Genomic DNA, 14,115 nt, shown 5'->3' on the forward strand with positions numbered 1-14,115 from the left:
CGCGGCATGCCGCTGAGGATCAAGCTGATCGCGTCGATGCTGGCGCTGCTGGGCTTCGGCCTGACCTTCATCGGCCTGGTGAGCGTCTCGGTCCTGCACGGCTACCTCATCGACCGGGTGGACGGCCAGCTCCAGCTCCTCAGCGTGCGCATGTACAAGAAGGTCATCGCGATCGGCAAGAAGGACCTGGAGATCTCCGACCGGCCCATCCTCATCGAGTCCGACGCGATCGTCCTGGTCAAGGAGCCCGGCGGCGAGTTCGTGCCCATGCTCACCGACCGTGACGTCGACCTGAAGCCCAAGCCGGTCCTGTCGCCCATCCCGGACCACGAGCCCTACACCACGTCCGCCGTCAGGGGCGGCGGGGAGTGGCGGGTGATGGAGAGCATGATCGACGGGCGCACCCTCGTGGTCGCGGTGGACCTGGAGGAGGTCGACGCGATCACCCGGCGTCTGGTGCTCATCGAGCTGCTGGGCGGCGGCGGCATCCTGCTCATCCTGGCCGTCGTGGGCGTCACGATCGTACGACGCAGCATGCGCCCGCTCGGCCAGATCCAGCACACGGCCGAGGCCATCGCGGGCGGCCAGCTCGGCCGTCGGGTGCCTGACGCCGATCCCCGTACCGAGGTCGGCCGGCTGGCCAAGTCGCTGAACGGCATGCTGGCTCAGATCGAGACGGCTTTCGCCGCCAGGTCGGCCTCCGAGGCGGCGGCCCGGCGCTCCGAGGACCGCATGCGCCAGTTCGTCGGCGACGCCTCGCACGAGCTGCGCACCCCGCTGACCTCCATCCGGGGCTTCGCCGAGTACGCCAGGCAGAACCCCGGCGCCGACCCCGCCGAGCTGATGCAGCGCGTGGAGAAGGCCGCCGGGCGGATGAGCCTCCTGGTGGACGACCTGCTCCTGCTGGCCAGGGTGGACCAGCAGCGGCCGCTGCAGATGCGGCCCGTGGACATGCTGGCGCTGGCCGCGGACGCCGTACAGGATGCCAGGATCCTCGCGCCCGACCGGCTGATCAAGCTGGACGTCGTCGGAGGCGCGGCCCTGATCGTCTCCGGCGACGAGGTACGCCTGCGCCAGGTCATCAGCAACCTCGTCACCAACGCGATCGTGCACACAGAGGGCGGCTCGCCGGTCATCGTCAGAGTCGGGGCCGGCACGGACAAGGTCTTTCTCGAGGTCGTCGACAGCGGGCCCGGCCTCACCCCCGAGCAGGTCGAGCACGTCTTCGAACGCTTCTACCGCGCCGACTCCGCCCGATCCCGCCGCCGCTCGGCCGAGGATCGGGGCAGCGGGCTGGGCCTGGCCATCGTGCGGGCGCTCGTGCGGGCACACGGCGGGACGGTCACCGTCGACAGCTCGCCGGAGCACGGCTCCACCTTCCGCGTGGAACTCCCACTCGCCTTGGAGTGACTCTTCAGCTAACCCTCAGGTGGCTGCGTCACGCTAAGTAGGTGATGAATCCCGAGCTCCGCGAAGCGCTGATCATGGTGGTGGACGACGAGCCCAGCATCAGGGACCTGCTGTCCGCCAGCCTGCGCTATTCGGGGTTCGAGGTCCTGACCGCCGCCGACGGGCAGGAGGCCGTGGAGGTGGCCGAGCGGGCCTCGCCCGATCTCGTGGTGCTCGACGTGATGCTGCCCGACCTGGACGGGTTGGAAGTGGCCAAGAGGATCGACGCGCCCGTGTTGTTCCTGACCGCCCGTGACGCCACCGAGGACAAGATCGCCGGGCTGCGGGTGGGGGACGACTATGTGACGAAGCCGTTCAGCCTGGAAGAGGTGCAGGCCAGGATCCGGGCGGTGCTGCGGCGCACCCGTGCGGAGGGCACGCCCGCCAGCAAGCTGAAGGTGGCCGACCTGGAGCTGGACGAGGACGCCGGCGAGGTGTGGCGGGCCGGGCGCCAGATCCGGTTGTCGCCGACCGAGTTCAAGCTGCTGCACTACTTCATGGTCAACGCCGGGCGGGTGCTGTCGAAGGCACAGATCCTCGACCACGTGTGGAACTACGACTTCGGCGGCACCTCAGGGGTCGTCGAGTCGTACGTCTCCTACCTCAGACGCAAGGTCGACGACGTTGAGCCACGGCTCATCCACACCCTGCGCAGCGTCGGTTACGTGCTGCGGGAGCCGCCCTCGAGCTAGCCCCGAATGCCCATGAAATGCCATGGAAGGGCGGCGCGACCCCGATCGTGCGAAGAACAGGGCTAACGTGGGCTTATGGACCTGCTGGGCGCGTTGGAGTCGCTGCGCCGGCCGCTCGATCGTGACCTGTTCCCGCTGACGATCGGCGAGACGGCGGCGGACCGGCGTGCGCTGCGGGAGCTGACCGGCCAGCTCGACGACTACCTGCTGCCCCGGTTGCGCGCCCTGGACGCGCCGCTCCTGGCCGTCGTCGGCGGGTCCACGGGAGCGGGCAAGTCCACGCTGGTCAACTCGCTGGTCGGGGCCGACGTGGCCGAGCCGGGGGTGCTGCGGCCCACCACCCTGGTGCCCACGCTCGTGGCCAGCCCGGCCGACCGCGCCTGGTTCATGGGCCAGAACGTGCTGCCCGGCCTGTCCCGCGCCACCGGCTCCGGACCTGGCGCGCTACGCGTGGTGTCGTCGACCGCTCTGGGCGACGGCTTGGCGTTGCTCGACGCACCCGACATCGACTCGGTGGTGACCTCGAACCGGGAACTCGCCGCCCAGCTCCTGGCCGCCGCTGATTTGTGGCTGTTCGTCACGACCGCCGCCCGGTACGCCGACGAGGTGCCGTGGAGCTTTCTGCGTTCGGCCCGGGAACGCAGCACCGCACTGGCGGTCGTCCTCGATCGCGTGCCGCCGGACGCCATCGAGCCGGTCGCCCGCGACCTTTCCCGCCTCCTCACCGAGAACGGCCTCGACGGCACCCGCCTGTTCACCGTCCCCGAAGCGGCTCTGCCTTCCGAGAAGGCGCGGCTGCCGGTCGCGTCGGTCCAGCCCATCGCCTCGTGGCTGACTGGGCTGGCCGCCGACGCCGCGGCACGAGCCCGCGTCGTACGTCAGACGCTGTCGGGAGCGCTCGACAGCCTCGACACCCGGGTGCCCGCGCTGGCTGCGGCCGTCTCGCGCCAGCAGGCCGCCTTCGACGGGCTGCGTTCCATCGTGTCGGGCGCGTACGCCGGCGGGATGGCCGACTTCGACGAAGGCATGCGGGACGGATCGCTCCTGCGGGGGGAGGTCCTGGCCCGCTGGCAGGACTTCATCGGCACCGGCGACCTCATGCGCTCCCTGGAGAGCCGCGTGGGCTGGCTCCGCGACCGTATCGTCGGCTTCTTCACGGGGCGAGTGCCGGAGGTCCAGCTCAGGGATGCCCTGGAGAGCGGTGTCGAGACCCTGCTCCGGGGCGCCGCCGACGGGGCCGCCGAGCGCGCGCTGGAGGGCTGGTCGGCCGCCCCCGGTGGGCCCGGCCTGCTCGAACGGCTCGGCGCCATCGAGTCCGCCCGGCTCGGCCGCGCCTCGCCCGGCCTCGGCAAGCAGGCCGAGGCGGTGGTGCGGGGGTGGCAGGAGTACGTCCTGGACCTGGTGCGGGCCGAAGGCGCCGAGAAGCGGACCACGGCGCGAGTGGCGTCGTTCGGGGTGAACGGGGCGGGGCTGCTGCTCATGCTGGCCGTGTTCGCGTCCACGGGTGGGCTGACCGGGATCGAGGTGGGGATCGCGGGCGGGACGAGTGTGCTGTCGCAGAAGCTGCTGGAGGCGGTGTTCGGGGACCAGGCGGTGCGGACGCTGACGGCTCGGGCGCGGGAAGATCTACGTGAGCGGGTGCGCGGGCTGCTCGATGCGGAGGCCGCCCGGTTCAACGTCCTCCTGGAGGACGTTGAGCCGCCGCGAGACACGGCGGACGCGCTGCTCGCGGCCTTGCGATCGGTACGCGCCCACCGCGCCGACCTCCCGACGGCCGCAACAGCCGAGGGTGGCGTGACGCCGGAGGAGGGGCGGTGAAGCTGCTGCGCCGTAAGGAAGGCCCGTCACTCGACTCCAGGCTGGCCGCCCTGCTGGAGGCGGCCTCGCTGGGCGAGGGGCGGCTGGCCGAGCAGGCGGTGTCGAGCGCGCGGGCGGTCGCGGAACGAGCCGGTGTACGTCGCAGCCTGTCCCTCGACCACACCGTGGCCGCCCTGGCCGGCGCGACCGGCAGCGGGAAGTCGTCACTTTACAACGCCCTGGCCGGCGAGGACCTGGCGGCCGTCGGCGTCACCCGGCCCACGACCTCAACGGCCCAGGCGGCGCTCTGGGACGGGCAAGGCTCCGGCCCGCTGCTGGACTGGCTCGAGATCCCGCAACGCCACGCCGCCGCCTCCGCCACCACGCCCGACATGTCCGGCCTCGTCCTCCTGGATCTTCCGGACCACGACTCCATCCGCCTCTCCCACCGCCTGGAAGTGGACCGCCTCGTCGAGATGGTCGATCTGCTGGTGTGGGTGGTGGATCCGCAGAAGTACGCCGACGCCGCACTCCACGAGCGCTACCTGCGCCCGCTGGCCGGTCACCGGGACGTGACGGTGGTGGTGCTCAACCAGGTGGATCGCCTGCCCCCGCAGGCCGTCGACCGCTGCGTACGCGACCTGCGCCGACTGCTGGACGACGACGGGTTGGAAGGTGTGCCGGTGCTCGCCGTCTCGGCCCGTACCGGCACCGGCCTGGCCGAGCTCCGCTCCCTCCTCGCAGACCGGGTCGCCCACCGCAGAGCCTGGTCCGCCCGCCTGGCCGCGGACATCACGACCGCCGCCGATCACCTCACGACCGGGTCTGCCGCATCGGGCGCAGATGCGGCAGAAGCCGTGGTGTCCGGTGCTGTCGGCGGAGGCGGGGTATTCGGCAAGGCCGGTGAGGGCGCGGCGTCTCGTGCCGATGCGGGGGCTCGCTCGGAGGGCGGCCGTGCGAAGAACGGGCGCGCCAAGCGGACGGCAGGATGGGGGCGGGCGCTCACGGCCGCGCTCTCCCAGGCAGCCGGGGTGCCGCTGGTCGTGGAGGCCGTGGCCAAGGGCCACCGGCATCGGGCCATCGTCGCCACCGGGTGGCCGGTGACCCGATGGGCCCGGCGCTTCCGGCCGGATCCGCTTCGCAGGCTGCGCATCGGCAGCATCGCCCCGTCGCGCGGGCCGGCCGGCCGGGCATCGAAGGAGCTGGCGGGGAGGCAGGCAGGGCAGGTCGTCGGGCGTACCTCCGTGCCGGCTGCGTCCGCCGTGCAGAGGGCGCAGGTCGAGACGGCGATCAGGGACGTCGGCGAATCGGCGGTGGAGGGGCTGCGGGGGCCGTGGGCCGCGGCGGTGCGGCAGGCGGCGCGGTCCCGTTCCGAGGACCTGGCGGACGCGGTGGATCGGGCGGTGGCCATGGCATCCATCGACGCCACCCGACGCCCACGGTGGTGGCGGGCGGTGAACGTGCTGCAGTGGCTGGTGTTCGCCGGTATGGCGGCCGGTGCTCTGTGGCTGGGCGTGTTGTTCGGGATGGACTACCTACGCCTGCCCCAGCCGCCGCTCCCCACGGTCGGCGATGTGCCGTGGCCGACGGTCCTGCTGGTGGGCGGGGCGCTGACAGGTGTGGTGATCGCGATGTTGTCGCGGCTGGCCGCCTGGGCGGGTGGCAGGCGCCGCGCTCGGCGTACGGCCAGGGCGCTGCATGCGGCCATCGGCCAGGTCGCCAAGGAGCACGTGCTGGACCCCGTGGAGGAGGAACTGGACAGGTACGCCCGATTCACCGACGCACTCAACCGCGCCCGCGCCTGAGCAGCACTGTGGCGAACCCTGCGCCGAGCAATGCGGATGCCGAGGCAACCAGGAACGGCGCCGAGGCGCCGAACCGTTCCCCGACCACCCCGGCCACCCCCGATCCGATCGCACCCCCCATCCCCAAGGCGGTGGACACCCATCCGAACGCCTCCCCCTGCGCCCCCGGCGCGAACTCGTCCACCAGCAGCGACGACGTCGTCAGCGCCGGGCTGAACATCATCCCGCTCACACACAGCACCACCCAGAACACCGGCAGAGCACCGATCAGCATCAGCGGAGCCAGTACGACCCCGAGCCCCAGCATCAGCGCAACCAGTCGCACCTCGACCGCCGACGTCCAGGAACGAGCACCATAGGCGACCGCCCCCGCGATCCCGCCTAAGGAGAGCGCCGCCACCAGCACCCCAGCCGCGGCCGGAACGTCCCGGGCGGCGGCCAGCGCGGGCACTCCGACCTGCAGCGCCCCCAAGACCCCGCCGTGCATCAGTGCCACGGCCAGCAGCACCGGCATCCGCCGGTCGGCGAACACCCGTCCCCGCTCCCGCGCCCCAGCGGCCTGACCTGCGCGAAGGGCCCGTGAGAAGGCCAGCGTCGCGGCCCCGGCGGCTACCGTGACCACGCCGAGCGCCAGCGAGGAGGACGCCACCGCGATCATCAGCCCGAACAGCAGCGGCCCGACGAGCATGGCCAGCTCCTGCACCAGGAACACGAGGCTGTAGGCGACGGTGCGCCCTTCGTCCGCGACACGACGGCCCCACTCGAACCGCATGGTCACCGAAATCGGCGGCAACCCGGCCCCCGCGACCAGGCCCAGTCCGGCGAACGTCCACACGGGCCACCCGGCCACCGCACCGGCGACGAGTGCGATGAGCCCGGCGACGTGCATGAACGCCGCTCCCGCCAGCACCAGCCGCGACCCGCGCCGGTCGATGAGACGGCCCTGGAAGGGCCTGGCCACGCCCGCGCCCACGGAGAAGGCGGCAGCGCAGAGGCCCGCGACCGCCAGCGACCCGGTCGCCGACTCGACGACCAGCACCATCCCCACCGGCGCGACCTGCTGCGTGAGCTGGGCGAGGAAGCCGAGCACGGCCTGCGCGGGCACGCCGGGCATGCCGAGCAGCTTTCGGTACGGGACGGTCATGCGGACGAGGCTAGCCCCATGATCAGGACGAGGGGCAGCCGTTGACCTTGTTACCGAAGGTCCGCAGAAGGCCTCAGCCTTCAGGCCGGGGATGGATGCGGTCCCCTCTGGGGGATGGCCGGCCGTGGGCGGGGCATCTCGGAGCGCGGGACCGGGGACCTTAGGTGGGGCGGTGCTGCTGTTCGATGTACGCCTTGATGATCGATAGTGGGGCTCCGCCGCAGGAGGCGGCGAAGTTGCTGGGTGACCAGAAGGGGCCGTGCATGATGGCGCGGTTGAGGCGGTCGCTGAATTCCTTGCGGAGGTAGTGCGAGGAGACGCCCTTCAATGAGTTGACGAGTGTGCTGCGGCGACCTTGGGCAGTTAGTTGACGGGTCGTCCTCGCCGTTGCGCTCGCGTAGCTCGGCCTCGAAGCCGTCTCACACTTCGATCATGATGTCCTCACAGCTCCGCGGCTCCGCGTCGTTGAGGACGTTCCTGTGGTACGTCCGACGAAGACCAGATGGGCCTGCATCGTGGGTAACCGGCTGCTTACCGTGTGGATATTCCGTCTGCAGGCTGAGAGACGGGATGATGTGTTCGAGTCTTGGGGCGGAAGTGGCTGCTGGGGGAGGTGTTGCTACGGTGTTGACGGGTCGGAAGTACCGCCTGGAGTTCGACTTCGGGCAGCGGCTGTTCGCTGAGCGGCTGGGCGCGATCTGCCGCAGTGTGTGGAACACCGGGTTGGAGCAGCGCCGCGCCTATCGGCGCCGGGGCGCGTTCATCGGCTATGAGGAGCAGTGCCGCCAGCTCGCCGAGGCGAAGAGGGACCCGGACTGTGCCTGGTTGGCCGAGGCTCCCGCGCAGGTGATCCAGCAGACGCTGAAGGATCTGGACCGCGCGTGCCGCGCGCATGGCACGTGGAAGGTTCACTGGAAGGCCAAGGCGAAGTGGCGGCCGTCGTTTCGGTTCCCCACCGCCAAGCACATCCCGGTCGAGCGGATCGGCCGCAAGTGGGGGCGGGTGTTCCTGCCCAAGTTCGGGTGGGCGCGCTTTCGCCTGTCGCGCCCGCTTGGGGGAAGCGTCAAGTCCGCGACCGTGTCCCGGGACGGCAAGCACTGGTTCATCAGCTTCCTCATCGACGATGGGATCAGCGAGCGGGAGGAGCACGCCTGCCCGGCATGGGTGGGTGTGGATCGGGGGGTGGTCACGGCCGCTGTGACGTCGGATGGGGAGTTCTTCGACCGCCGCCACGCCGGAACCGACGGTGTGTCCTCCAGGCAACTGCCACCGGACAGGAAAGGAGACCGCCAGGACGACCTGGGGTATCTCACGCCCGGCGAAGCGGAACGGTATCTGCGGCTGCAACGCCGGCTCGCCCGCGCGAAGAAGGGATCGAAGCGGCGCAAGACGGTCGTGGCCGCGATGGGTGAGATCATGCGGCGGGTGCGGTGGCGGCGCGCCGACTTCAACGCGCAGGCCGCGCACCGGCTCACCCGGTCCTACGGGCATGTGGTCATCGAAGAGCTGAACACCAAGGGCATGAGCGCGGCCGCCAAGCCGAAACCCGACCCCGGCCTGCCGGGCCGGTTCCTGCGCAACGGCGCGGCGGCGAAATCCGGGCTCAACAAGGCGATTCTCGACAAGGGCTGGTACGGCCTGGAAGTCGCCCTGCGCTCCAAGGCCCGCTACACCGGCAGCGCCATCCATAAGATCAACCCCGCGTACACGTCCCAGACGTGCCCGAACCCTGCCTGCGGGACAGTGGACGAGAAGAGCCGCAAGAGCCAAGCGATCTTCTCCTGCGCTTCTTGCGGGCACACCGAGCACGCCGACATCGTCGGGGCGAAGAACATCAAAACCAAAGGACAGGCGGCCGGGCTGGTCGTCTCAGGGCGTGGAGACCCACCCGGGTCCGCGAAACGCCAAGCACCCCGTTCCACAGCACCGGCCGCGCAAGCGGCACAAGCTGCCGCATAGCGGCACGGGAATCCCCGTCCCTTCAGGGCGAGGAGCAGGTCAAGCTTGTCGATGAACCTCTGCGGCATCGGTGGTGATGCCGCGCTCCTTCAGCATCGCCTGCACCTCGGCGACGGTCTTGTTGTAGTAAGGGACGCAGTGCATGGGCTCGCCCTTGGCGTCCCACGAGGTGGTGCTCTGACAGTGCTCGCCCGGCCGCGCCTTTCTGCCGACGTCGATGTTGGCCGTGCCCTTGAAGCCGACGGGGATCTTTACCTGACGTCCGAGACCGGGTCGGCGGCGAATCGGGCGACGATGTGGTCGAGCTCCTGGTTCATGAGCGGCCCTCCGCGAGGGAAACGGCTCGCGAGCCGTAGGTGGTCAGGTCGATGTCGAGGTCGTTGAGCTCCTTGGCCAGCCGCTTGTGGGCGCGGTGCAGCCGGAGCCTGGCGGCGCCGTACAGCCAGAGCCGGGCGCCGTCGCCCGCAGGGACATCGTTCAGGCGGCGCCAGGCGGTGGTGAACGTCTCCGCGATCACGTCCGCGCCGAGGAGATGTCCGGATAAGGCGGGGTGTTTCATCCCGATCCGAGTGACGCCGCCACCGCGCGGAGGGCGGACAACAGGGGCCGTACGACGGGATGGGAGTCCGCTCCCCTGCGTACGGCGGCGAAGACCCGGCGCTCCGGCCCCGGCGTCTGACGCACCACGACACCGGGCAGCACCATGTCGCGCAGGGCCAGCCGCGGCACCAGCGCCACCCCCGCGCCCGCGCCGACCAGGGCGACCACGGCGCGGAAGTCGTCGGAGCAGTGCGTGACGTTCGGCGTGAAACCCGCCTGCTGGCACGCGAACGTGATCACGTCGTGCACAGGATTGCCCGGATAGGGCCCGATCCAGGTCTCGGCGGCCAAGGACACCAGCGTTGCCGACTCGGCCAGGGGATGGTCGCGTGGGAGCACCAGGTCGAACGGCTCGGCGTACAGCGGAAGGCGGGACAGACGGCGGTCGGAGGCGTCGGGCGCGCCGCGGTACTCGACCGCGATCGCCAGGTCGGCCTCGGAGTCCAGCAGCATGGACAGGCTCTGGTCGCCTTCGGCGTCGAGCACGCGTACCTGGATGCCGGGGGCGGTGTCGCGTAGCACGGTGATGGCGGGGGAGAGCACGGCGCTGATCGCGGTGGCGAAGCAGGCCACGGTGACCTCGCCGACTTCGCCCGCCGAGTAAGCGGCCACCTCCGCCTCGGCGCGTTCGAGCTGAGCGAGGACCTCGTTGGCGTGGGCGAGCATGATCTTGCCCACGGCGGTGAGGTGCACACCGCGCCCGTCCCGCGTGAACAGGCGGTGCCCCACCTCGTGCTCCAGCGCGACGAGTTGCTGGGACACGGCGGACGGGGTGAGGTGCAGGGCGGCCGCCGCGGCGGTGACCGTGCCGTGGTCGGCCACCGCCCGCAGCGTGCGGAGCCGCCGCGTATCTATCACGCAGCGGAGAATACTCACCTGCAAGCCCTGATCGCGCACACAGGCGAACGGTGAGTGCTCCCCATGCTGGGAAGCGAAGCGGGATCGGGTGATCAGCCGCGGGCCTGGATGAACGCCTGGATGGCGCGCTCGACGTCCGCCTCGGAGTGAGCGGCCGACAGCTGGACGCGGATCCTGGCCTGGCCGTGCGGCACCACCGGGTACGAGAAGCCGATCACGTAGATCCCCAGATCGAGCAGGCGGTCGGCCATGGCGGCGGCCTTGGCGGCGTCCCCGATCATCACAGGCACGATCGGGTGGTCACCGGGCAGGATGTCGAACCCAGCCTTGGTCATCTCGCTGCGGAAGCGCGCGGTGTTGGCGCGTAGCCGCTCGCGGGCGTCGTTCGAGGTCTCCAGCAGGTCGAGGATGCGGAGCGAGGCGGAGGCGATGACGGGCGCGAGCGAGTTGGAGAACAGGTACGGCCGGGAGCGCTGGCGCAGCAGCTCGCAGATCTCCTTGCGGGCCGACACGTAGCCGCCGCTGGCCCCGCCCAGTGCCTTGCCGAGCGTGCCGGTGATGATGTCGATCCGGTCGGTGACGCCGTGGAGCTCCGGCGTGCCGCGGCCGGTCGGGCCGACGAAGCCGACGGCGTGGGAGTCGTCGACCATGACCATGGCGTCGTACCGGTCGGCCAGGTCGCAGATTTCCTGCAACGGCGCGACATATCCGTCCATGGAGAACACACCGTCGGTCACGATCAACCGCCGCCGCGCCTCCGCCGCCTCCTTCAGCCTGGCCTCGAGCTCGGCCATGTCGCGGTTGGCGTACCGGAATCGCTGGGCCTTGGAGAGCCTGATGCCGTCGATGATGCTGGCGTGGTTGAGCGCGTCCGAGATCACCGCGTCCTGGGCGTCCAGCAGGGTCTCGAACACGCCGCCGTTCGCGTCGAAACATGAACTGTAGAGAACCGTGTCTTCCATGCCGAGGAAGTCCGACAGGCGCGTTTCGAGCTCCTTGTGCACCTCCTGGGTGCCGCAGATGAACCGCACGGAGGCCATGCCGAACCCCCACCGGTCCAGTGCCTCCTTGGCCGCCTCGATCACCTCAGGGTTGTCGGCCAGGCCCAGGTAGTTGTTGGCGCAGAAGTTCAGCACCTCGCGCCCGGCCACGCTGACCTGGGCGCTCTGCGGGGTGGTGAGCACACGTTCGGGCTTGAGCAGCCCGGCCTCGGTGATCTCGTCGAGCGTTGTACGCAGCTGCTCGCGCACATGAGTGAACATCAACGACTCCTGCTTATGGTCGCGGCCGCTTCGGCCTCCGTTGGCTCGTTCCTTGCTCTCTCCGGCCGAGCTCCTCCGCTCCAGTCCAAGATGACCTTGCCCGTGCGACCGCTGGCGGCCGTGTCGAAGGCGGCGTCGAAGTCTTCGTACGAGAACCGGTCCGTGATCACGGGAGTCAGGTCGAGGCCCTTCTCCAGCAGGACCGACATGTTGTACCAGGTCTCGAACATCTCCCGGCCATAGACCCCCTTGATCGTGATCATCGACGTCACGATGGTGGCCCAGTCGACGGCGAACTCCTCGGCCGGCAGCCCGAGCATGGCGATCTTCCCGCCGTGTGTCATGTGGGCGATCATGTCGCGGACCGCCGCCGGGTTGCCGGACATCTCCAGACCCACGTCGAAGCCCTCGCGCATGTGCAGCTGCCGCATGCCCTCCTCGATGGAGGACCTGGTGACGTTCAGCGCGAGGGAAACGCCGAGTTTGCCCGCCAGATCCAGGCGCTCGTCGCTGACATCGGTGATCATCACGTTGCGCGCGCCCACGTGCGTGGCCACGGCCGCCGCCATCAGCCCGATCGGCCCGGCCCCGGTGATCAGCACGTCCTCGCCGACCAGGGGGAAGGAGAGGGCGGTGTGGACGGCGTTGCCGAACGGGTCGAAGATGGCCGCCACGTCGGGGTGGACGGGGACCCGGTGCACCCAGACGTTGGAGGCGGGCAGCGTGACGTACTCGGCGAAGGCGCCGTTCCTGTTGACGCCGAGGCCGACCGTGTTGCGGCACAGGTGCCGGCGCCCCGCCATGCAGTTACGGCACTTGCCGCAGACCAGGTGCCCTTCGCCGCTGACGAGATCGCCGACCGCGATGTCCTCGGCGCCCGGCGCCACCTCCACCACGTGGCCGGAGAACTCATGCCCGACGATGAGGGGGAGCTTCAGGGTGTGCCGGGCCCAGTCATCAAATTTCCGGATATGCAGGTCGGTGCCGCAGATCCCGGTCCGCAGGACCCGGATCTTCACCTCACCCGGTCCCACCTCCGGCTCGGGCACGTCGACAAGCCACAGGCCAGGCTCGGCCTTCTCCTTGACCAGCGCTTTCATGGCTCCCCATTCCCCCTAGGTCGAACCTAACGCACTGTGCCCTCTCAACTCCGAGCATGTCCATCGAGGGATTCTTAAGTGCCCCCACAGCTCTGCTTTACGCCGCAGCAACCCGGGCCGTGTGTGCTCAAAACTGCTCTATCTCCTCTGGTTATTTGCATAAATACGTACTAGCCTCCACCTCGACTCGTACGGACTGGGCTCTAGGAGCGCGTCGGGGCTGATTCGGAGGGGACAATCGTGGAAGACCTGCGTATCGGAGTCATCGGCCTCGGCCTGCGGGCGAGCCTCGCCTTGGCCGCGCATCGGCCGGGCAAGGGCTCGATCGTGACCGCCTTGTGCGACTCCGACCCGGCGGTGCTCAAGAGGCAGGCGGGGAGATTCGAGGCCAAGTTCCTGGCCGGCGACTACCGGGAGTTACTCGACCGCCGCGACCTCGACGCGGTCATCGTCAACACCCCCGACGACACCCACGAGCGCATCGCCATCGACTGCCTCCAGGCCGGCAAAGCCGTCTACCTGGAGAAGCCGATGGCGATCACCGTGGAGGGCTGCGACAACATCCTGCACGCCGCCCGCGAGACCGGCACGCGCCTGTATGTGGGGCACAACATGCGACATATGGGCGTGGTCCGGCTCATGCGCGACATCATCCTCAAGGGCGTCATCGGCGAGCCGAAGACCGTCTGGGTGCGCCACTTCGTCTCGTACGGCGGGGACTTCTACTTCAAGGATTGGCACGCGGACCGCACCCGCACCACGGGTCTCCTGCTGCAGAAGGCGGCGCACGACCTCGACGTGATCCACTGGCTCGCGGGCGGCTACACCACCCGGGTGAACGCGCTGGGCGACCTCATGCTCTACGGCGACCTGCCGCGCCGCGCACCCGGCACCCCGCGCCCCGACGGCTGGCTCCAGGAGTACGACTGGCCGCCGACCGCGCGCCGCGACCTGCACCACGTCGTCGACGTCGAGGACGTGTCGGTGATGAACATGCGCCTGGACAATGGCGTCATCGCCGCCTACCAGCAGTGCCACTTCTCGCCCGACTACGTGCGCAACTACACGGTCATCGGTACGGAGGGGCGGCTGGAGAACTTCGGCGACGGGCCCGGTGACACGGTCAAGGTGTGGAACACCGGGCCCACGGGCTACAGGGATGACTGCGACATCACGTACAAGGTGCCTCCGGCCACGGGGTCGCACGGGGGCGCGGACGTCGAGATCGTGGCGGAGTTCTGCAGGTTCGCCCGGGACGGGGGAGTGACGGACACCTCTCCGGTGGCGGCCAGGATGAGCGTGGCGGCCGGTTATATGGCCACGATGTCGTTGCGGGATGGGGGGATGCCGTACGACGTGCCGTCCCTGGATCCGGAGCTGGCCGCCTACTTCGATGCCGGGCAGGGTTGACCGGGATACGCTGGGGGGAGAGATATCTCGGGAAGGGGC

11 protein-coding genes and 1 pseudogene are annotated in these 14,115 nt (G+C 70.0%); 6 read left to right on the forward strand and 6 right to left on the reverse strand.

Annotated features, from left to right (window positions below):
* Positions 1-6: 6 nt before the first annotated feature.
* The 4 genes from OHA25_RS12445 (at position 7) to OHA25_RS12460 (ending at position 5,743) form a co-directional block, all read left to right on the forward strand.
* A complete protein-coding gene (locus tag OHA25_RS12445) occupies positions 7-1,410 on the forward strand; it encodes a sensor histidine kinase (protein ID WP_327587705.1) in 1,404 nt (467 codons plus the stop codon).
* Between the two features lie 44 nt (positions 1,411-1,454).
* On the forward strand, positions 1,455-2,141 hold the full coding sequence (locus OHA25_RS12450; RefSeq protein WP_327590969.1) for a response regulator transcription factor: 687 nt from the start codon (positions 1,455-1,457) through the stop codon (positions 2,139-2,141).
* 75 nt (positions 2,142-2,216) lie between these two features.
* Entirely contained in the window at positions 2,217-3,959 is a 1,743-nt protein-coding gene (locus tag OHA25_RS12455; RefSeq protein WP_327587706.1) for an ABC transporter, read from the forward strand.
* Complete coding sequence (locus OHA25_RS12460; RefSeq protein ID WP_327587707.1) at positions 3,956-5,743, forward strand: YfjP family GTPase; 1,788 nt, start codon at positions 3,956-3,958, stop codon at positions 5,741-5,743. Before OHA25_RS12455 ends, OHA25_RS12460 begins: the two co-directional genes overlap by 4 nt.
* On the opposite strand, the gene OHA25_RS12465 is transcribed toward OHA25_RS12460, so the two are convergent.
* A complete protein-coding gene (locus tag OHA25_RS12465; protein ID WP_327587708.1) occupies positions 5,724-6,887 on the reverse strand; it encodes an MFS transporter in 1,164 nt (387 codons plus the stop codon). The two genes, OHA25_RS12460 and OHA25_RS12465, sit on opposite strands and share 20 nt — an antisense overlap.
* A 160-nt stretch (positions 6,888-7,047) precedes the next feature.
* Positions 7,048-7,401 (reverse strand): annotated as a pseudogene (tnpA, locus tag OHA25_RS61250) (IS200/IS605 family transposase).
* Positions 7,402-7,511: 110 nt separating this feature from the next.
* On the opposite strand from tnpA, the gene OHA25_RS12475 reads away from it, so the two are divergent.
* Positions 7,512-8,846: an RNA-guided endonuclease InsQ/TnpB family protein gene (locus OHA25_RS12475; protein WP_327587709.1), complete on the forward strand. Its 1,335-nt coding sequence runs from the start codon at positions 7,512-7,514 to the stop codon at positions 8,844-8,846.
* Between the two features lie 313 nt (positions 8,847-9,159).
* Here OHA25_RS12475 and OHA25_RS12480 read toward each other — a convergent pair whose 3' ends face one another.
* From OHA25_RS12480 to tdh, 4 genes are all read right to left on the reverse strand, one after another.
* Positions 9,160-9,405 carry a hypothetical protein gene (locus OHA25_RS12480; RefSeq protein WP_327587710.1) on the reverse strand — a complete coding sequence of 82 codons (246 nt, stop codon included), beginning with the start codon at positions 9,403-9,405 and terminating at the stop codon, positions 9,160-9,162.
* Positions 9,402-10,304: a LysR family transcriptional regulator gene (locus OHA25_RS12485; RefSeq protein ID WP_327587711.1), complete on the reverse strand. Its 903-nt coding sequence runs from the start codon at positions 10,302-10,304 to the stop codon at positions 9,402-9,404. The genes OHA25_RS12480 and OHA25_RS12485 overlap by 4 nt, the downstream gene beginning before the upstream one ends.
* Before the next feature lie 92 nt (positions 10,305-10,396).
* Positions 10,397-11,566, reverse strand: coding sequence for a glycine C-acetyltransferase (locus OHA25_RS12490; protein WP_327587712.1), 1,170 nt, complete (start codon positions 11,564-11,566; stop codon positions 10,397-10,399).
* The gene (tdh, locus tag OHA25_RS12495; protein WP_327587713.1) at positions 11,566-12,666 is read right to left on the reverse strand and encodes an L-threonine 3-dehydrogenase; all 1,101 of its coding nucleotides are present in this window, start codon (positions 12,664-12,666) and stop codon (positions 11,566-11,568) included. The genes OHA25_RS12490 and tdh overlap by 1 nt, the downstream gene beginning before the upstream one ends.
* A gap of 240 nt (positions 12,667-12,906) precedes the next feature.
* On the opposite strand from tdh, the gene OHA25_RS12500 reads away from it, so the two are divergent.
* Positions 12,907-14,076, forward strand: a complete 1,170-nt coding sequence (locus OHA25_RS12500; RefSeq protein WP_327587714.1) for a Gfo/Idh/MocA family protein — start codon at positions 12,907-12,909, stop codon at positions 14,074-14,076.
* The last annotated feature ends 39 nt before the right edge of the window (positions 14,077-14,115 follow it).

The sequence above is a fragment of the Nonomuraea sp. NBC_00507 genome (assembly GCF_036013525.1).
Taxonomy (GTDB): Bacteria; Actinomycetota; Actinomycetes; order Streptosporangiales; family Streptosporangiaceae; genus Nonomuraea.